Here is a 21,124-nt window from a genome sequence, read left to right as displayed (position 1 = left end):
TCAAAGTTAGCGCAGGGTATCAGCTTTTTTGCTGCCACCCTGCCTCGTTACACATATATCAGATATTTTGCATCCCGCCTGCCTGTTCCTGCTTTTCCATGAGTATGTAACCCAGGCCAAGACACAGGGAGCATTCCTCGGTGGTCAGCAGAAAACGCGACTCTCCCTGGAAGAAACTGACCTGCCCGGTGCCCCCGCAGGCCGGGCAGATGCTCCTTGTTCCCTCTCTTTTTTCGCTTCCCTCTTTATGCTCCTCCATATCACCCTCCTTCACAGACACGACCAGATTCTTCAATATAATCTCATTAAAATTGTCAACATCGTTTCCTTCGCGCATTCGACCCGCTCTCGAACGCTCACGGATTCAGGGAAATAAAAAACAGGAGTCGTGGTACGGATATTTGACATAAAAAAAGCCCTGGCCTTCACAAAGGAAAACCAGGGCCTGGTTGAACAGTGACGTTAAAAATCAACCTAAGGCCTTTTCCAGGGTCTTGGCCATCTTGGTGTTGATGATTTCTGAAATATGTTCCGGAGTCCAGATGCCGTCTTTGCGAACCGCCTTGGCAGCGTTACCAAAACTGACCCTGACCTTCTGGGAAGAGACAATATCAAGGGCTTTTTGGAGACGCTCCCTGACCTCATCCTCGTTCAGGCCTTCGGCTTCGCCCAGCGGGCCCAACTGCTTGATCCGCTCGGTGAAGTCCGTTATCAACCGCACAAATCGTGGAGCTTCGGCTGCCGAAGCCCACTCCAGGCTGAATCTTTCTTCCCGGATACCGATATCCTTCAGGATGCGCTTCACCAGCGCATCCATTCCCATGGCGTCGTAATTACCTACCTGGTAATGACATTCACCCAGCTGTCAGCCGCCGGTAAAGATACCGTCCGCACCTTCAAGCAATCCCTTGAAAACAAAGGTCGGGTCTACCCGTCCGGTACACATGATTCGGATGGTTCGCAGGTTTGGCGGATATTGGTAGCGGGAGACACCGGCCGCATCAGCGGCGGCGTAACAGCACCAGTTGCAGAGAAAACCCAGGATCCTGGGATTAAATTGGTTACTCATTAGGATACCTCAACGGTTTCAGGACTGTTTTTTTCCGTATCCGTCCCAAATGCTTCGATCTGGGCCGTAATCTGTTCATTGGTGAAGCCCCCCATGGAGATGGCGAAAGTGGGACAGTGCGAGGCGCATATACCGCAACCTTTACAGGAAGCAGCGACGGTACGGGCCTTGCGTTTCTTGTCCACCTTGACCATCTCGATGGCCTGGTAGGGACAGAGACTTGCGCATATGCTGCAGCCGATACACTTCTCCTCTTCAACCTGGGAGACAATGGGTGCCACTGAAACATATCCCTTGACCAGCGGAGACGCTGCCTTGGCCGCAGCAGCCTGGGCCTGGGCAATGGTTTCATCCACCGGTTTGGGGGCGTGGGCCAGGCCGCAGACATAGACCCCGTCCACGGGCAGTTCCACGGGACGCAATTTGACATGGGCCTCAAGGAAGAATTTGTCGTCGGTCAGCGGGGCCTTGAGCATCTTGCTCAGGTCCTCGGTGGACTCCGGAACAATGCCCACAGACAGGGCGACCAGATCCGGGGTCATATCCATCTCTTCCTGCAGCAGCGAGTCAAAAAACTTCACGTGCAGACGACGACCCTTCTCATAGACCTCAGGCTTGTTGTCCATGGAATAGGGAATAAAGAGAACCCCCTTGAGCCGGGCTTCCCGGTAGGCATCCTCGGCAAAACCATAAGTCCGCATGTCACGATAGAGGACAATAACCTGGGAATCTGGATTGATTTCTTTTATTTTCAGTGCGTTTTTTACCGCATGGTTACAGCAGATCTTGGAACAGTAGTTCAGGTCGTCACCCCGTGATCCGGCGCACTGGATCATGATAACCGAGTCCGGTGCCCTTTTCTTGGCCTTGCCCGCCAGTCGTTTTTCCAGTTCCAGCTGGGTCAGGACCTTGCTCGACTCCTCCAGCAGGTATCCCCCGGGCCTGTGCTCCCGGCCACCGGTGGCCAGGATAATTACTCCGTGGTCCACCGTGTGCTCCTGGCTGTCCTTGCCGCTGCCACTGGTGACGACCGAGGAAAAGTTGCCGATGAACCCGGAAATCTGGGTCAGGGTGGCACTGGTCAGCACATCGATTTTCTTGTTTTTCTTAACCCGGGAAACCAGGTTTTTGAGATAGCCGGAGGTTTCGCTTGATGTCAGAGTGTGGCTGAGCTGACCGAGATTTCCGCCGAGCTGCTTCTCCCTTTCCACTAGTACGGCTTCAAATCCCTGATCGGCCAGGGTAAGGGCCGCGGTCATTCCGGCCACTCCACCGCCGATGACCAGGGCCCGCGGCGTTACCGGTACAGTCTGTTCCGGCAGAGGCTTGAGGCGCTGGGCCTTGGCAATAGCCATCCGTACCAGGTCCCTGGACTTATCAGTGGCAGCGTCCGGTTCTCCGGCATGTACCCAGGAACACTGGTCACGGATGTTGACCATCTCCACCAGGCACGGATTAAGACCGGCATCCCTGAGGGTTTCCTGGAACAGCGGCTCATGGGTCCGCGGTGAACAGGCTGCGATAACCACCCGGTTCAAGTCATGCTCGATGATCTTTTCTTTCAGGGTTTCCACAGCATCCTGGGAACAGGAGTACATGGAATCGGTGTGATAGACAACTCCCTCCATGCCCTCCACCGACTGCTCCACAGTGGGGACATCGACCACAGAACCGATATTGATGCCGCAGTGGCAGACAAAGACACCGATGCGAACTTCGTCGCCCAATGTTTTTTCCTTGGGATAAGTCTTGTGGACAATACCCTGGCCCCGCTGTTTCTCCAGCATGCCGGCGGCGATTCCGGCAGCGCCCGAGGCCTGGGTTACCGATTCGGGAATATCCTTGGGACCCTGGAAGGCACCGGCCACGACCACACCGTCGGCAGAGGTGTTGAGAGGGGTGAAAGTATCGGTGGCCGCAAACTGATACTGGTTGAGCTCGATACCGGTTATGTCGGCAATACCCTCTGCATCCCTGGGCGATTCAAGGCCCACGGACAGAACAACCATATCAAAGGGTTCGAACTCGTGGGTTCCATCCAGGGTGGCATACGTCAGCTGCAGACGGTTTCCCCAGGGGGTCACATCCGCCACTTTTGCCCGGACAAACTTGATGCCCATGGCCTCGGCCCTCTGCCGGGCCCTGTCGAAATCTTTGCCCTGGGTCCGCATATCCATGTAGTAGATGGTGATATCCACTTCCGGATCATGCTCCTTGGCGACCAGAGCTTCCTTGATCGCATACATGCAGCAGACCGAAGAGCAGTAGCCGTTATCGCATCCCAGGTCCCGGGAACCAACGCACTGGATGAAGGCTATCCGCTTGGGATGACGGCCATCGGAAAAGCATTTCACCTCTCCCTGGAACGGTCCCGAGGCATTGGTCATCCGTTCGAACTCGATTGAGGTGATAACGTCTGGATGCTTATTGTAGGAGTACTTCTCCAGGGTCTCTTCGCTTATCTTGCCGAAACCGGGAGAGAGGATGACTGCACCCACTTTGATTTCCCGTTCTTCCGGCTGCTGTTTGAAGTTGATGGCATGGCTCTGACACACCGGCACACAGATCTGGCAGGTGTCATACTGGAGATGGAGACACGATGACGGATCGATGTAATAGGTGGCCGGAACCGCCTGGGCGTAATCGATGTGAATCGGCCGGGTAAGCGCCAGCCCTTCATTGTAGGGATCCACATGATGGCGCGGACAGTACTGGGTACACAGACCGCAGGCCGTACAGGCATCGGCATCGATGTAGCGCGGACGCAGTCTGACTTTAGCTGTGAAATCACCAGGCTTTCCGGACAGAGCCAGAAAGTCGGCGTTGGTGAGCATCTCGATGTTTGGAGACCGACCGGCCTCTACCAGCTTGGGCGCGAGTATTCAGAGCGAGCAGTCGTTGGTGGGAAAGGTTTTGTCAAGCTGTGCCATGACTCCGCCGATTACGGCGGCCTTTTCCACCAGATAGACATAGTACCCCAGTTCAGTCAGGTCAAGAGCGGCCTGCACTCCGGCGATACCGCCACCGACAACCATCACTGATCCGGCCCTATGTTCCATTCCTTTTCCCATCACAATCTCCACGAATGAGTAGTAAGTAATAAATGTTGCGTATCAGGTTATAAACAGCTCAACGGTCCCGAACTCCACATCTCGGGATAACCTTCAGGTCATGTCATTCTACAGGCTTTCAACGGTTTCCTCGTATTTTTCAATCCTCACGGCGCAGACCTTTGCCTCCGGTATCTTGCATACAGGATCCAGGGCGTCGTTGGTCAGCAGGTTGGCTGCCGCCTCCTGGTAATGGAACGGCATGAACACAATACCACTGTTGACCCGGGAGGTCACCCGCACCGGCAAGATAATCGAACCACGGCGGCTGGTGGCCCGTACCCTGTCTCCGTCGTCAAGGCCGAGACGGGCAGCATCTTCCGGGTTCATTTCCACATAGGGCGACGGGGCTGAGCTTTCAAGCACTGGCGAGCGCCTTGTCATGGTCCCGGTGTGGTACTGGTAGAGTACCCGTCCTGTGGTCAGCAGGAGCGGATATTCGTCGTCGGGCAGCTCTTCTGGCCCCTTCCATTCAATGGCAGAGAACAGGGCCCGGCCCCTGGGAAAACCGTTTTCATGCAACACCGGCGTTCCAGGATGGTCCGGAGCCGGGCATGGCCACTGAAGCCCCTGCTCTTCCAGGCGGTCATAGCTCATCCCGGCCATGGCCGGCCAGCAGTGGGTAATTTCGTCAAAGACGGCTGCTGCCAGTGGCGGAAAGGTCTTGAACATCCGTTCCTCTTCATGGGACATCATCCCGCCGGCTGAAACAGGTCCACCCTGGGATGGTCCGATCATCCGGGCGGTGAGCATGTTGATGATCGAGAGGTCGTCCCGAGCCTCACCCGGAGGCGGAACCACTCTGCGTATCCGCTGGACCCGGCGCTCGGTGTTGACAAAGGTTCCGTCTTTCTCGGCAAAGGAGGCTGCCGGCAGCACTACATCGGCATGCTGTGCGGTCTCGGTGAGAAAGATATCCTGGACCACCAGCAGGTCGAGTTGCTCAAAGGCCTTGCGGACATGGTCACTGTTGGGATCACTGAGGATGGGGTTCTCTCCCATGATCCACAGTCCCTTGAGTCGGCCCTCAAGCATGGCTCCGGTCATCTCCGTGGCCATCAGCCCGGGTTTAGGTGACAGTTCTGCCTGCCATATTTTCTCGAATTTTTTTCTGGCCTCGTCGTCATCGACCCGGTGGTAGCCGGGAAAGAAGACGGGTAGGCATCCCATATCACTGGAACCCTGCACATTGTTCTGGCCCCTGAGGGGATTGAGACCGGCCCCGTGCTTGCCGATGTTGCCGGTGAGCAGGGCCAGATTGGCCAGTGCCAGAACATTGTCGGTTCCAGAGGTGTGCTGGGTGATTCCCATAGTGTAGTAGATTCCGGCCCGCTCTGCCTCGGCAAAGATTCTGGCCGCAATTTCAATGTCCTTGGCCGGAATGCCCGTGATCTTTTCTGCCCACTGCGGGGTACAGTCGGCCACCGCCTCTTTCAGGCTATCGAAATTCTCGGTCCGCTCGGCAATATAGGCTTCATCGGCCAGGTTCTCACGCAGAATGACGTGGCACATGGCGTTGATGAGTGCCCCGTCGGTACCAGGACGCTGACGCAACCATAACCGTGCCTCATCGACCAGGTTGATTTTCCTGGGGTCTGCGACAATCAGTGACGCACCTTGCTTCACGGCCTCGCGCATCCTCAGGGCTATCACCGGATGGGTTTCAGTGGTGTTGGAGCCAATGACAAAGAGCACTTCGCCATCCAGAATACCGTTGATCGTATTGGTCATGGCTCCGGAACCAAGTACTGTGACCAGACCGGTCACCGTCGGGCTGTGTCAGTATCGGGCACAGTGGTCAACATTATTGGTCCCTATAACGGTCCGGAAAAATTTCTGAAAGGCGTAGTTTTCCTCGGTGGTACATCTGGCCGAGGACAGCCCGGCCAGGGCATCCGGTCCCATTTCAGCCCTGATATTGGCCATGGAAGTGGCAACAAAATCCAGGGCCTCGTCCCAGGTGGCCACTTCCAGAGGCCCGCCCTTATGGCGCCTGATAAGCGGAGTTGTCAGCCGGTCCGGGTGCTGGATAAAGTGGAAGCCAAACCGTCCCTTGACACAGAGATCGCCATAGTTGGGGCCTGTCTCCGGATCCGCAGTTACCTCCATGATGGTCAACCCCTTGACCTTGAGGATTAACTGACAGCCGGTACCGCAGTATGGGCAGGTGGTCTTAACTTCACGCACTTCCTCGGACTGGATCGGTACGAGGCGGTGTTTTTTATTCAGGGCTCCGGTAGAGCAGTTGTCGACGCACTTGCCGCAGGAGACACAGTGGTCCTTGAAGGCAATCTCAAGGCCCACGGGCCGCCCCTGTTCATCAAGGGAGCTTGCCTTTACTTCCAAGGCATCGTAGGCGCAGGACCGTTCGCAGCGCAGACAAAAGATACACTTGTTTCGGTCCACGGCGATGGAGGGGTGCGACTCGTCTTTCAGGTAAAGAGGCACCTTGCCCATGCCGGTTTTATTTATATTGACGTTGTATTCAATATCGAGCCGCTTGAGATCGCACCTTTCAAAAGCGGTGCAGCCGCATGAGAGGCAACGGTCGGCCTCCCGGCGAGCCATTTTTTCTGTAAAGCCCAGCTTGACCTCGTCGAAATCCTGGACTGCAGTCTCGGGAGGCCTCTCCGGCATCTTCTCGCGCAGCTTGACATCAATGCCTTCAAAATTTTTCAGCGAGACATCGTCAAAGGTCTTGCCCCGGGTGAAGTTGAAGCGGCTTTCGGCCGGGGCCTTGGGCTTGCCAGTGACAAAGGCGTGGATATTTTCCGCCGCCCTCCTGGCTGAAACAACGGCCTGGATGACCGACTTCACGCCTGTGGCAGCATCGCCACCGGCAAAGATTCCTTCGACACTGGTCAGGGAGGAGCGGGGATTGGCGACAATAGTTCCCCTGGGAGAGATATCGAGTTGTTTTTCCAGAGTACCGCCGGTGAATCTACCATCGACCGCCATCTGTCCCAGCGACGAGACGACGGTGTCCACGTCAAGGGCCGTAAAGGAGCCCGGAACCGGAACCGGTTCCCTGCGGCCCCTCTTGTCCGGTTCGCCAAGCTTCATCCGGATCAGTTCGAGGCGAAGGCGGTGGTTTTCTTTCGGGTGGCCACATATTTCAACCGGAGAGGCCATAAGCAGAAACTGGACCCCCTCGTGCTCGGCCTCTTTGATATTACGCTGGTTGGCCGGCATTTCCAGTTTGGCCCGAGGATAGATGATGGTCACTTCGTCCACCCCCTTGCGGATCAACGAGCGTGCCACCTCCATGGCGATGTTGTTCCCGCCGATGACCGCGGCCTTGCGGCCCAGATCCAGATCCCGGCCCTCGTTTATCAAACGCAGGAATCTGGTGGCGGTATAGACGTGTTCCCTGGAAGCACAGGGGATGTCCATTGGTTGATCAACCCCGGCTCCGGTACCGATAAAAATGGCGTCAAATCCCTGATCACGAAGATCCTGGAGAGAGAAGTCGCGGCCCCATTTCTGGGACAGCATGATCGAGATACCCATCTTGAGGATTGTGTTGATTTCGTAGTCCAGGACCTCTTTGGGTATTTTATACTCTGGAAATCCGTACCTCAGGGCGCCACCCAGCTTTGGGTTGGCCTCGAAGATGGTAACCTGATGGCCCTTGCGGGTGAGAAAATAGGCGCAGCTCAACCCGGCCGGACCTCCACCGATCACAGCGATTCGCTTTCCAGTGGGTCTTTCCCGAGGAATTTTCAGGTCAATATGGTGGGCCATGCACCAGTCAGCGACAAACCGTTTGAGATGGTTGATGGACACCGGTTCGTCGACGAGTATTCGGCGACACCTGGTCTCGCAGAACCGGGGACATACCCGGCCGACCGAAAAGGGCACCGGGTTGCGCTCCATGATCAGCCTGAGCGCTTCGATATATTCGCCCTTGGCTACATGGGCAATGTAGCCCTGTACATTGATCTGACCTGGACAGGTCAGGTTGCAGGGGGCCTTGCAGTCGCCGAAATGGGTTTGGGATATGCTGGCAAGGCGCTGTTGACGATGGGCGATAACCACTTCAGAATCCGTAGCGATCTCCATGCCATCCTGGGCCAGGGTGGTGCAGGCACAAAAAAGGTTGCTCTCTCCATCACCCACCTGGCTCTTCAGGCCGAATTCTTCACTGTTGGCTATCTCGACCACGCAGATTTCACAGGCAGTCCGGGGAACAGTTCCCTTGACCCAGCACAGTGTAGGGACAGTTATTTGAGAACGTTTCGCAACATCGAGGATAGTCAGGCCCTTTTCCGCGACGATTTCATTACCGTTGATGCTAAGCGTTATATTTGCCATAAATATAAGATATGAGTGGGGTGCAGGATCGCCATCAGGAGAAAGGTTCCCCGGTGGCGACACCTGTCCACCGCTTAAAGGTAAAGAAGTTGAATGGTGCCGGAATCTGGTCCAGGCTTACGGCCTCATTTGGAAGTCGGCCGTTATCAGGCCGCAGGCTGCCACTCCTTCAGGAAGGCGGGCAGGTGGCCGGCCTCACGAGGTCCGATGGTAATGGTCCAGTCGGGCAACTCTTCTTCAAGCTCTCCCTTGATCGTGGCCAGGTAGCCGGGGATGATCAGTTCGTGATGTTTGACCTTGTCTCCGATACCGCTCTTGTTTACGAACTGGGCGATCAGGTCGGCTCCAAATTTTCCAGCCGCCCAGGCCGTGAGGACGGACAGACCTTCGGTGTCCTTGATCAGCAGCCACGAAGGCACTTTGGAACCTTCGATCTCGCCGGAGACGATGAAGTAGGTCAACGAGAAGTTGCAGGTAATAAGCACCGGTGAGTTCTCGTCCGGCCCGGTGATGGGATAGATGTCCTCCTGGACCACCATGGGCCGCTGGGGATCTGTGAAGATGTTGAGCTGCTCCAGTAACAGTGGAAAGAGTATGTCTCCCTGGATATCGGACAGTACGATGATCCCGGCGTATTTGGCCATCAGGACCGAGGCGATCATGGCCTCCATCATCAGGTCGTCGGTCATCTCGCACGGGAAGGTGATTGTCGGAAAACCAAGGGGTTTAAAACGCTCCTTGATGGCGGAGCGCCGGGCAACAACATTGTCTTCAAAAGCTGCCCGTAACGTCCGGGCCCCGGTATCGATGACCATATCCTTGAGTCCGGCTTCGACAAGCTTGCCGGAAACCTCAACCAGGTCGTCGAGATTGGTCCCCTTGACGCCAAGAACACAGCCGGTCTCCCTGGCCAGGTCGGCGAAAGATTCCCAGTTTTCGGAGGTGGCGCCATAGAGCAGTGGTTTGTTGTCGCCGCAGGCCTCTGCGCCGGCCTTAAGGACATCGGTGTTATCGCTCATCAGGATGATCGCCGCTTTGGGAGTCATCTCCAGCACCTTGCCCACCAGGGAGGTCATCTTTGCAGGATCACCACTGGTGTCTTTGATCGCCACAAGGTTGGCCCGCATCAGGACACCAACCCGTTCAAACTCCATGTCATGGAAACGTTTAAGCTTGCCTTCAACCTCGGCATCATCCTCGTCGGTGGACACGAGTATGGCAATACCGGTAGGATGCTCGAACCGTTTTTCATGCCGGAACAGACAGGTCTCGCCACCAGCGGTAAACTCGGCGTCCCCTGCTCCAATCTTGACGGTTCGAATCGGTGGCGCGGATGCTTCACCAATGGTCGCCTTGGCCTCGTCACTGACATACGGACAGGTATCAATTTCCGCCTGTCCGGCTGCCACTTTCATGGCAAATGCCAGGCAGGTGGGAATACTGCATTCACCACAATTCTTCTTGGGCAGCATTTTGAGAATTTGTATACCGGTTAACGCCATTGTCTCTATCCTCCTTCGAGTATCACAAGGGCGGTCCGCAATATTTCAGGGACCGCAGCTCAAAATCTATCACTCTCGATGCAGGACAGCAGCCCTGCATCAGCATATCTTTGAGTCCGGCCCACTCCAGGAGCAGGCCGGACAGTGGTGGACGACGAGGTATCAGCCGATGGCTGTCTCCATATCCAGCGCAGGGTGGCCCTTTTCCTTGAGAAAGCTCATGATCTCTTCTTCAGTAGTTCCCTGCTCTTCGGTGGCTATCATGTCGAAAAGCTCGGGCATGCCTATTTCCTCGCACCTTTTCTTGAGTTTTTCAGCCAGTTCATCCTTGAGCATCTTGGGCAGCCAGACCACACGCTTGAGTCCGCCCTCGGCCATGAACAGTTTTTTGCTGGTCAGGTAATGTTTGGACACGCCCATGAAGCCAGGCGTCTGCATACCGCCACCTGCCATGCCGGCCAGGGTGGTGAATTTCATTCCCGACGGGGTCATGCCGCGATAATCCCGGTTAACGACCATGATTCCGTTACACTGGGGCAGCATGGCGGCTATGGCTTCGAAACAGCCACAGGCGGTCATGGGATTATTCATAAGCGAATAGCAGCTGACCTGATTTACGGCCCCACGGGAGGCCTGGGCTACAAATTCATTGATACCGGAGTAGTAGCCGTTCACTTCGTCGAGACATTCACCCTTCTCAATGGGCTGGTTGGGACCGGTGGGGTTGATCTGATAGGAAGCCTTGCCGTCCAGCCAGTTGTAGGCCCCGCACATACCGATACGTTCCGGCGTGATGACGCATACATGGCTGGGGGCAAAAGACTGACACAGGGTGCAGGAGTAAAAAACCTCCTCGGTCTCATCGGTCATGGAGCCAAGGCGCAGATCACGTTCTTCGTAGACGCTTTTTGCCAGTCTCATAACCTCGTCCACCTTGTCCTGAACCGTGTAGATCTTGACCTGAACCTTGTCGAGAATAGCACCGAATTCCTGATGAAGCTTTCCGTGAAGGACTACTCCTATGTGCTTGAAAGAGAAACCTTTCTCGACAGCACCCTTCCCTATACGAACCCACATTATATCACGCTGGCCAATGTGCATGATACCCTGAATGTAGTTGATCAGGTGGTGGAACTGACGCTCAAGAATTGGTTCAAAATCCGACTGCATCTCCCGGCCCGCAACCTCGACCAGAATACCGATGGGCAGGTTCTGGCCTTCTTCGATGTCAGATATGTCCGGCCCCTCGAGGATTACCTTGCCATCCTCGACTTCGTCCATCTCCCGTGAAACCAGGACTTCGACACCGGTGGTTCGCCCGCCGCCGCATTCCATGAACAGATCGTCCTTACGGATCCGTTCGCCCTCGAAGGCCGGACCAAAGGCCATGGGGATATCGATTTTGGTGACATTGACCTTGAGTCCGCGGACCTCAATCGCCTTCTGGACAATTTCGTCGTGAGGAACATTGGAGACCACATGCTCGTAGGTACAGATGCCGGTGGGCAGCACCTCCGGGATATCCCAGTCGGAGATGGTCGGGAAGCCCCAGTTGATGGCTCCGGCAGCATTGGCATACCATTCATCGGATACTGGACCAAAAGCCATTATAAAGGCAAAAGTCCGATCCTTGTTGTAGATAAGGTTCCCTTTGTAGTCCCCGGGTTTAATACCGCCAAAGGCCAGGGCTACACGGCAGGCAAAACCGATGGCGAAGACGGCTGAGGTATAGGATTTACCAAAGGGGACAAGTCGGGTATTCCATCCCACCTGGACCCCGTTCTCCACCAGAAGCTCGGCCATGTTCTTGCCATTGGAGTGGTCGTGCATGAAGATGTAGAGATTCTTTTCCTGCAGCTCCAGGGCTATCCGGGAGGCCACCTCCTTATCTTCCGGCGTCCCCATGATAGCGGCAAAACCGGGAGCCGTTCCGTCAACGAACTCGACTCCACGTTTCCGGAAAATAACGTCATCGGCCGCACCGAGCCAGAGATTATCCTCGGTTGGATCCTCGGATTTGGTATAGAAGTTGGGCTCGTTCAGATAGCGGATGGCTTCGAACATTTCTTCGGCAAAAAAGGTCGCCATGCCGGCATCCAGGGCCGGCCCGAGATAGGGCAGCCAGATGTCTCCAGTGACCACCGGCGGCAGAAGCTTGCGACATTCCTGAAAGATATCTTTCATGTCGCCGAGTTTTTCAACCTTTGCACCGAGAATTGAATAGATGATGGGCAGATAGTAGGCCGTATTCGGGAAGGAAACCTCCTGTTCCGGTCCATATTTCTTGAGGGCCTCCTCATAGGATTCTTCTGCCATGTCAATGATTTTCTTGGCGCCACGTATTGCTGCGGAACAGATGATCTTCGACACTTTGGTAACTCCCTTTGGTAACTGTTTTTATTTGAAAATCAATATGGAGTGCGATGGTCCAGGCCGGTTTCCATTATCCTGACTCAGGGGCCCTGGATCACAGGCCTTGTCTTCCGTACTCAGCCCATCAGACCATCGATCAGTGCTTTGGTCATGTTAATCGCTTTCGGGTGCCGCATGATCAGCACCTCGCCACCGGCCATCAGCATGCAGTTAGCGGTCATGGCTTCCATCATGATTCCGCGATTTTCCTGGTCGCCGAGCAAGTCGTCGCTCGGCAGGCCAACTTCCTTGGTCTTCCAGACCTCCCGACCCAGGTTGCAGATGATCGGGACCTGAAGTTTGTCGTCCTTTTGGGTCAGTGCTGCGATCCGGATACGCTCCATAACCGAATAGGTGTATTCGATTCCATATCCAAGGGCACCGATGGAGGGATCCATGAGCACATGGTCCAGAGTCACCCCAAGGTTCTCCAGGAGAATGTTGAGCTGCTTGGCAAGATTGACATCGATGGGCGAGGCAGCCACCATGGGATGGCCAAAGGCCATGGCCGTGGCACCGATTGCCCGATAGTTGGCATCTTCCAGCGGAGCAAGACAGACCTTCTTGTCGCCAATCAGCGAGGTGACCTCTCGCAGGGTTTCCGTGTCCTTTTCAGCGTTACCACAGCCCCAGACAATGATCGGTACATCAATCTCGTCGATAACCGCGGCCGCATCCCTGGCTGCATCAGCGGAAGACCGGTTCTGGCCATTGGGATCGGTGGAGTTGAGCCAGATATTGATGGCGTCGGCACCATAAACCTCGATACACTTTCTGGCCCAGGCTACGGGGTTATCCCAGACGTCGTTGAAATACTGGCCCAGAGTCTCGGGCCAGTTGTCGGGCGTGGTGTCCATGATCTCCATGGCAACCAGCGGTTTATACGGCATATCGCCTTCAAAGAGATGAAACGGCAGAGCAGCTGCCCCACCGACAGTGACGGCTTTGTCACCATTGCCAAGTACGCATTCTCGAATGGTTCCGGAATAATCCTGCCTGTAGGACGTGGGAGGCACCTTGGTGGCCCGCTCGTTAAAAGGAGTTTCCTCTTTGGCCAGAGACGGGACATCAAGGCCGGCCGGGGCCGGTTTTGCTTTCGCTTCTGCGGCCTTGGCTTCCTTTTCAGCCTTTGCCTCTTCCTCGGCTCTGGCTTTGGCCTCTGCTTCAGCCTTTGCCCTGGCTTCGGCCTCGGCCTTGGCACGGGCCTCTTCCTCGGCCTTTGCCTTGGCTTGCGCAGCCTTTTTTGCCTCTTCCTCGGCCTTGGCTCTGGCTTCCTCTTTGGCTTTTGCTTTAGCCTCTTCCTCGACCTTGGCCCTGGCCTCTGCTTCAGCCTTTGCCAGTGCTTCCTCTTTGGCTTTTGCACTTTCCTCCTGTACAGGAGCAACGGTGGATTCCACCTCAGGTGCAGGTTCCGGTGTTGATGGTGCTGCCGGAGCGGTTTTACCACCCTTGACGACCTCTGGTTCCTTCCTGAGAATGGATTCAGCACCGGCAAACTGCATCAGGGCCTCGAACTGATCGTCACTGAGTCCGTATGCTTTTTTCAAGGCGGCCAGACCCTGTTTGACAGACTCAAGCGCCATTAACCGTTCTTTTTCGTTCATTTCATGTTCTCCTGCATCGTCAGTAACTATGGCAACACCTTCAGCTGCAACTTCAGAACCGGTTGCACTGGACTTGATCCGTTCGGCCTCCAGCCTGGCCTGCTTAAGGATCTCCTCTGCCTCGGCACGGGCACGGGCAAGAATCTCTTCGGTATCCGGAGCCGCTGCACTCGGTGCGGCAATCTCTTCACGCACAATAACAGTCTCGGTTTCGGCGACTGTTGAGACAGGTTGTTCCTCGGCCGTATCAAAAGAAGGCCTGGGAAGCAGCCCTGCCCGCTCACAGATTTCCGCCACAGCCTCTTCCCATTCAATGGCCATGACATGCACGCCGGCAACACCTTCGATTTCCTTGACCTGGTTGATGATGTCAACGCAGATCTGGATTCCCTCCTCCTGTTTATCCCTGGCATCCTTCATCCGCTGTATGACCTCGTCGGTCACGTCCATACCAGGGACAAATTTTTTCATATACCGGGCCATACCCAGAGACTTTGGAGGAGTAACACCTGCAAGTATATAAGCCTTCTCATGCAGTCCCAGGTCACGGACCATCTCCATGAACCTGGCGAATTTTTCCACATTATAGATAATCTGGGTTTGGACAAAGTCAGCCCCGTTTGCGATCTTCTTTCCCAGACGCACCGCCCTGAATTCAAAGGGATGGGCAAAGGGATTGGCGGCGCAGCCGAGGAAAAATTTCGGGGCCGATCCCTTGATCTCTTCTCCACACTGGAATTTTTTCGCATCACGCATGCCCCGGACCATGCCGAGGAGCTGGATGGAATCCATGTCGAAGACACCCTTGGACCCCGGGTGATTACCAAATTTCTGGTGATCGCCGGTCAGACAGAGCAGGTTCTTGAGTCCCATGGCCGAAGCAGCCAGCAGGTCACTCTGCATGCCGATCCGGTTCCGGTCACGGCAGGTCATCTGAATAACCGGCTCGAGGCCCTCAGCCTGGGCGATCAGCCCGGCACCTATGCTCGACATCCTGACAATGGCGGTCTGACAATCAGTGATATTAACCGCATCGACGTTTCCCTTGAGGATGCGCGCTTTCTTCCTGACGACTTCAGGATCACTGTTTTTGGGCGGTCCCAGCTCGCCGGTAACGGCAAATGTACCGCTCCTGAGCACCTGCTCCAGATTGCTCCCCGATTTCATCGATCCTCCTTCCCTCTATATGCAGCACGAACAGGCTTGCTGTTCACTGACACAAGACATGTTTAGCAAATTGTATTTCCAGCCCTGGGGCCAGAATCATCATAAAACTAAAGAGCTATCAGTGAGCTCCTGACCCGCAACCGGTATCAGGCAGTGTCCTGCCTTCAAGATCGCGACGCATTGCCATGTCAAACAGTACACGATCCTGCTTCTTGTTGATCCCAAGAGCCTCGCGTTTTCCGTCGATAGCCTTGATCATCTTATGGGCCAGCTTGACAGGATCTTCCTCGGTACCCCAACAGGCGCCATAGACATCTTTCATGCCGTCAAGCACGTATTCGGTAAACTTTTTGGCACCGGTGATGGGAAGGTTCTGAAAGATGACATGAGCCCCTGATGCGACAAAGTACTGACCAATGGCAATCGCCTTTTCGGACATGTACAGAGGTGCTGTGCCGCACGCTGGCAACTCAGAGATATCATCGCCCAGGCCGCCCTCGTTGACCATTTCGGTCAGAGCAATGAGCAATCGGGAGTTATCCACGCAGGAGCCCACATGGAGTACCGGCGGCATGCCCACGGCCTCGCATACTTCGCGGAGGCCTTCGCCGGCATACTCGGTCGCGGCCTCGGGACGCATCAACCCCCTGCGTCCAAGTGCCTGGGCGGCACATCCGGTGGCCAGAACCAGAACATTGTTTTTGATCAGCTCAACCGCGATCTTGAAGTGCACATCATCGGCATACTTGTAATGCTCACACCCCACCATGGCACCGACACCACGTATCCTGCCGTTGATTATGTTGTCATTCAGTGGCCGATAAGAGGAACGGAACCGTCCTCCAAGGATGTAGTTTATGGTTTCGTGGCTGAATCCTACGACCATATCAAGCTTCTTGTCCCTTGGAATATAGAACTCACGGCGCTTTTTGAAGTTGTTGATTGCATGACGGAGGATGGCCTTGGCGGAATTGTAGGCATCATGTTCCTCAAACTGGATATGTATTGCATCCGGCATTTTGGCGCGATAGTTGGTCGTGATTATGTCTGTGTGTTTTTCTTTGACGACCTGAGCCACAGACTGCATGACACACTGGACATCAACAACCATGGCCTCCACTGCACCTGTAGCAAGAACCATTTCCTGCTGGATGAAAGAACCTGCAACCGGGATACCCCGTCGCATAAGTATCTCATTACCTGTACAGCACACTCCTGCCAGGTTTATCCCTTTTGCGCCCACTTTTTTGGCCAGGGCGAGCATTTCGTCGTCTTCGGCGGCCAGACACAGAGATTCGGCCAGCAACGGTTCATGCCCATGCACGGTAATGTTGACGTGATCTTCCTTAAGAACTCCAAGATCAATGATAGCCCGCTTGGGAGTCGGTGTGCCGAACATGATGTCTGTCAGCTCGGTGGACAGCATCGAGGCCCCCCATCCGTCCGCCAGCGCACATCGCGATCCCTGAAGCATGATATTGTGATACTCCTGGTCCACACCCATGTGCGTCCGGTGCATCATCTCTGTTACTTCACGATCAATGCCCCTGGGGGTAACCCCGAGTCGGCGCCAGTTTTCCTGCTGTTTGACCGGAGCGCGTTTGACCATGGTCAACTCGCCTTCCTGCTGGCCAAATTCAGCCAGGGCCTTTTCTCCCAGTTCCAGGGCGATCTCGTTCTTGTCTCGCCCCTCGGTCTCGATACCAAAAATTTCGGCCATTTTATGAAGCTTATCGACGTCCTTGATTTCATGCGGAGTCTCGCCCCTGGCCGTGGCAATAAAGCCGCGCACCATTTCCCGGGCATGATCGGTGTGAGAGGCCGTACCTGCGGCAATTGTCCTGGCGAAATTCCGGGCCGCAACCGTGTCAGCGGTGGCACCGCAGATACCGATCATGGACTCGACCCCGTCAATAATCTGACAGGGGCCCATATTGCAGTTCCGACAGCAGGTGCCGCCGGAACCGAACAGGCAGGCGGACATGCCCCGGTCTTCAATCCGGTCATAGGCGGTGCGGACCTGCTTGGCAAGATCCTGACTCAGCAGATCAAGGGTCGAAGCTCCTGTTATATCGTTACACTTGTCGCATCCGTTTGACTTGGCCATTATATGGTCTCCTTGTCAGAAGTAAGTCAGCGAGCCGGAGAAGAAAAAAGAAATTGTCGGGTATTCTCCGGAGAAATATACACAAGAGGCCGGCAGAGCCGGCCCCATGTCATCCTGCCAGAAAATCAGGCAAGCCCGGCGAACTGCTTGGCCGCCTGGACAGTATTCTTCATCAGCATGGTGATGGTCATGGGACCAACGCCTCCAGGGACCGGGGTGATGGCGGCGGCCTTTTCCTTGACAGACTCGAACTCCACATCACCAGCGAGGATGGCCTTGCCTGACTCGGACATGCCGACCCGGTTCACGCCAACATCAATAACCACCACACCCTCCTTGACCTGATCGCCCTTGATCATATTGGCTACACCGGCGGCCACGATGAGAATATCGGCTCTTTTGGTATGGAAGGTCATATCTCTGGTCCGGGTATGACACAGGGTCACGGTGGCGTTACCTCCCTCACGCTTCTGGAGCATCAGGTTTGCCACCGGTTTGCCGACGATATTGGACCGACCAACCACCACGACCTCAGCGCCCGAGGTCTCTACACCGGCACGGGTCAGCAGTTCAAGCACTCCGTGGGGGGTGCAGGGCAGGAAACACTGCTCGCCCAGCACCATCTTGCCAACGTTCACCGGATGAAAACCATCCACATCCTTATCCGGGTTAATGGCATAGAGGACCTTGGACTCGTCGATATGCTTGGGCAGCGGAAGTTGAACGAGGATCCCATGGATCTTTTCGTCGTTATTGTACTTATCCACAAGGGAGAGCAACTCTTCCTCACTGGTTTCGGCGGGCAGGGTTATCTGTTCGGAGTGGATACCGAGCGCATGGGCGGTCTTGTTCTTGGCAGCCACATAGGATTGGGATGCTGGGTCTTCGCCGACCAGTATGGTTACAAGACCTGGAACCACATTATGTTTTTCCCTGAGCTCAGCCACTTCGGCCTTGAGCTCTTCCCGGATTTCTTTTGCTGTTTCTGTACCACTGATAATCTTCGCGCTCATATAAACTCCTTCGGTTTACCTGTGTTTGTTCTGCAGGTATAGCGGTGTGCCGCCTGCGCACAAAGAGCGCCGTCAGGATATAGTTATCCTGGCGGCAACCAATATATTAAACTGTTTTTTTGGATCGGGAATGGATGGTAAGGATTCTCAAGGTAACAGAAAAATACATATTTATCAAGCAGAAAGTACGAACATGCCTGTACAAGAGGCTGAATCACCGTTCAAGGAGGATCATACCATGTGGGTGTCGGGCTGGATAACCGGGGGAAGGAACCAGGCCGGAATGACCTGAAATTTGACTCGTTTTTCAGAGGCAAAAAACCAGTCCAGGGAACCGTCCAGGCAGTGTGTTTCCGGTCTCAAACTGTTCCTGTGAGCAACTCAGCAAGCGCGGTTTGCCGCCTGCTTGATTCCCTGTTGGACACCGCCATGGCCAGGGCCCGGCGGGAACCGACAAAGATGGCCAGTTTTTTCGCCCTGGTGAGGCCTGTATAGAGCAGGTTGCGAAAGAGCATGCGGAAATGCTGGGTGACCACCGGCAGAATGACCACATCAAACTCGGAACCCTGGGCCTTGTGCACGGTTATGGCATAGGCCAGGTCCAGTTCGCCTATCTGTTCCCGCTGGTAGGTCACCTCCCGCTGATCCGGAAAAAAGCAGACCGTGCAGGAGAGGTTTTCATTGTCTATACCTGTGATGACACCGATATCACCGTTGAACACCCCAAGCTCATAATTATTGCGCCGGTGAATCACACGGTCTCCGACACGAAACATCCTTTCCCCCACCTGGAGCTCCGGCCTGTCAGGGGCCGGCGGGTTTACCGTTTGCTGGATGGTCCTGTTCAGGCTGGCTGCGCCCAGACTGCCACGGATCATCGGGCAGAGAACTTGTACTTCGCAACCTGGATGATACTTGGGGACCCACTGGGCATAGAGTCGACGTACCACGTCAACAGCGGTCAGACCGTAGTAGAGAGAAGACCATGGATGAACCTTTTTCAGCACAGCCCGGAGCTGGTCAGCCGCTGAGTCGGCAGTTACCAGTCGCTCCAGGCTGACGTGACTGAACTGTTCCGGTATCTGCAGCCCATACTCGCGACCTGTGGGGGGCTCTGTTATGTCAAAACCATACATGTCCTGGTCACTGAGACCCTCGCGTTCCCGGATGGTCCGGTATTGCTGACGGATCCTTGAGATGAAGCGCAGTTGCTGCTGGGTCGCCTCCTCGGAATCTATGAAAAAACAGTCAGATTCCTGCCAGATATTCGGATTCTTAAAAGGTGAATCAATCCGTGGTAACCGGCCGTTATTGATATCGTGGGCAAACTCGATAATCCGGGATTCCCTGGCCTGACGGAAAATCGTGGTCAGTCTGAAACAGGGAATCCGGTCCGAGCCAATCAGGTCCCGCAAGACATTTCCCGCCCCCACCGAGGGCAGCTGGTCCGCATCTCCGACGAGCAAGAGACTTGCCTCTTTGCCTACCGCCTTCAGGAGCGTGGCCATGAGGCTGATATCGAGCATGGAACACTCGTCGACAATCAACACATCGGTGTCCAGGGGATTGTCCTCGTTTCGCTTGAACCCGGTGCCATGGTATTCCAGCAGTCGATGTATGGTTTTCGCTTCCATACCGATCACCTCACCCATGCGCTGGGCTGCCCGGCCAGTAGGCGCAGCCAGCATGACCCGGCGGCCCAGGAACCGGCAGAGCTCTACCAGGGTCCTGGTGGTGGTGGTCTTGCCGCACCCGGGCCCGCCGGTCAGGATGGCTAAGCGACAACCGGCCATGGACTCCACGGCCCTGGTCTGGTCCGGGCTGAGTTTGATTCCGGTTTTCCGGCTCCTTGCTGCAAGCCATTCGCGGATCCTGTGTCTTTCCACAGGAATTTCACCTGTCATCCGGCGTAACCGAGTGGCGACATACTCCTCCTCATGATAAAGGGTCCGGGAGTAATAACAGGGACGTACTTGTCCGAAGCTGTCAGGCAGGTAGCGGACACAGAGTCTTTTTTCCTGTTCCATGGCCTGCAGGTGCGAGGCGATCTGAAGGTTCTTGTCCTGCCCCAGCAGCTCACCCACCTGGGAGGTGATCTGATCCAGGGTCAGGTAACAGTGCCCCAGTTCTCTGCTGGCCGAAAGGACATGGCGAATGGCGGCCTGGATACGCAGGGGGCTGTCCTGGTCAAACCCAAGCGACAGGGCCACCCGGTCTGCGGAAAAGAAACCGATGCCATAAAAATCCCGGGCCAGCCGGTAGGGATTTTCCGAAACAATGGCAATGGCCCGGTCGCCATACTCCTTGTAGATACGGACCGCGAACAGGGTGGATATTCCATGGGACTGAAGAAATATCATCACGTCACGGATGGCACGGTGCTCCTGCCAGGCCCGGGTTATGGAGCGCAGCTTCTTCTCGGCAATGCCCTGCACCTCGGTCAGTCGCTCAATCTGATGTTCAAAAACATCCAGGGTCTCACGGCCGAAATGGCGGACAATGCGACGGGCCGTCTTGGGACCAACCCCCTTAATCAGGCCGGAACCCAGGTATTTTTCCAGGGCAGCGGCCGAGGAAGGTTTAAGTTCCGTGGCCTGTTCGGCCTTGAACTGGCGGCCGAACCTGGGATGCTCGGTCCAGGCCCCTTTGAATTCCATGGTGGCCCCGGCAAAGACCCGGGTCTGATGGACCGTGACCGTGACCAGGTCTCCGGGTCTGTCAAAGGTACGTACCCGGAGCACGGACCAGCCGTTTTGCGGGTTGTGAAAGGTGACCCGTTCGACCACGCCACGCACTCTCTCGTCGATTCGGTATTTTTCCACGTGG

10 protein-coding genes are annotated in these 21,124 nt (G+C 55.5%); all 10 read right to left on the bottom strand.

Going from position 1 to position 21,124, the window contains the following annotated elements; translation table 11 throughout:
* Positions 1-58: 58 nt before the first annotated feature.
* The 10 genes from ACXJJY_RS00705 to recD2 all read right to left on the bottom strand — a co-directional run bounded on the left by ACXJJY_RS00705 (position 59) and on the right by recD2 (position 21,120).
* Positions 59-259 carry a hypothetical protein gene (locus tag ACXJJY_RS00705; protein WP_456384672.1) on the bottom strand — a complete coding sequence of 67 codons (201 nt, stop codon included), beginning with the start codon at positions 257-259 and terminating at the stop codon, positions 59-61.
* Between the two features lie 210 nt (positions 260-469).
* Positions 470-1,069: a hydrogenase iron-sulfur subunit gene (locus tag ACXJJY_RS00700; RefSeq protein WP_456384670.1), complete on the bottom strand. Its 600-nt coding sequence runs from the start codon at positions 1,067-1,069 to the stop codon at positions 470-472.
* Entirely contained in the window at positions 1,069-4,140 is a 3,072-nt protein-coding gene (locus ACXJJY_RS00695) for an FAD-dependent oxidoreductase (RefSeq protein ID WP_456384668.1), read from the bottom strand. Before ACXJJY_RS00695 ends, ACXJJY_RS00700 begins: the two co-directional genes overlap by 1 nt.
* Positions 4,141-4,248: 108 nt before the next feature.
* Complete coding sequence (fdhF, locus tag ACXJJY_RS00690; protein WP_456384666.1) at positions 4,249-8,493, bottom strand: formate dehydrogenase subunit alpha; 4,245 nt, start codon at positions 8,491-8,493, stop codon at positions 4,249-4,251.
* Positions 8,494-8,639: 146 nt separating this feature from the next.
* The gene (gene acsC / locus ACXJJY_RS00685) at positions 8,640-9,995 is read right to left on the bottom strand and encodes an acetyl-CoA decarbonylase/synthase complex subunit gamma (protein ID WP_456384664.1); all 1,356 of its coding nucleotides are present in this window, start codon (positions 9,993-9,995) and stop codon (positions 8,640-8,642) included.
* A 162-nt stretch (positions 9,996-10,157) separates the two neighbouring features.
* The gene (gene acsB, locus ACXJJY_RS00680) at positions 10,158-12,365 is read right to left on the bottom strand and encodes an acetyl-CoA decarbonylase/synthase complex subunit alpha/beta (RefSeq protein WP_456384662.1); all 2,208 of its coding nucleotides are present in this window, start codon (positions 12,363-12,365) and stop codon (positions 10,158-10,160) included.
* A 119-nt stretch (positions 12,366-12,484) separates the two neighbouring features.
* On the bottom strand, positions 12,485-15,178 hold the full coding sequence (locus ACXJJY_RS00675; protein ID WP_456384660.1) for an acetyl-CoA decarbonylase/synthase complex subunit delta: 2,694 nt from the start codon (positions 15,176-15,178) through the stop codon (positions 12,485-12,487).
* A gap of 118 nt (positions 15,179-15,296) precedes the next feature.
* Complete coding sequence (gene cooS / locus ACXJJY_RS00670) at positions 15,297-17,285, bottom strand: anaerobic carbon-monoxide dehydrogenase catalytic subunit (protein ID WP_456384658.1); 1,989 nt, start codon at positions 17,283-17,285, stop codon at positions 15,297-15,299.
* 125 nt (positions 17,286-17,410) lie between these two features.
* Complete coding sequence (gene folD, locus ACXJJY_RS00665; RefSeq protein WP_456384656.1) at positions 17,411-18,298, bottom strand: bifunctional methylenetetrahydrofolate dehydrogenase/methenyltetrahydrofolate cyclohydrolase FolD; 888 nt, start codon at positions 18,296-18,298, stop codon at positions 17,411-17,413.
* A gap of 359 nt (positions 18,299-18,657) precedes the next feature.
* A complete protein-coding gene (gene recD2 / locus ACXJJY_RS00660; RefSeq protein WP_456384654.1) occupies positions 18,658-21,120 on the bottom strand; it encodes an SF1B family DNA helicase RecD2 in 2,463 nt (820 codons plus the stop codon).
* Between the last annotated feature and the right edge of the window lie 4 nt (positions 21,121-21,124).

It is taken from the genome of Desulfolithobacter sp., from assembly GCF_054025815.1.
This window is presented reverse-complemented; position numbering and strand designations above follow the sequence as displayed.

What these genes read in the sequence shown, in the direction of transcription:
- folD (WP_456384656.1), bottom strand. Translation starts at nt 18,298, where the DNA reads ATGAGCGCGAAGATTATCAGTGGTACAGAAACAGCAAAAGAAATCCGG.
- ACXJJY_RS00705 (WP_456384672.1), bottom strand. Translation starts at nt 259, where the DNA reads ATGGAGGAGCATAAAGAGGGAAGCGAAAAAAGAGAGGGAACAAGGAGC.
- ACXJJY_RS00675 (WP_456384660.1), bottom strand. Translation starts at nt 15,178, where the DNA reads ATGAAATCGGGGAGCAATCTGGAGCAGGTGCTCAGGAGCGGTACATTT.
- acsC (WP_456384664.1), bottom strand. Translation starts at nt 9,995, where the DNA reads ATGGCGTTAACCGGTATACAAATTCTCAAAATGCTGCCCAAGAAGAAT.
- cooS (WP_456384658.1), bottom strand. Translation starts at nt 17,285, where the DNA reads ATGGCCAAGTCAAACGGATGCGACAAGTGTAACGATATAACAGGAGCT.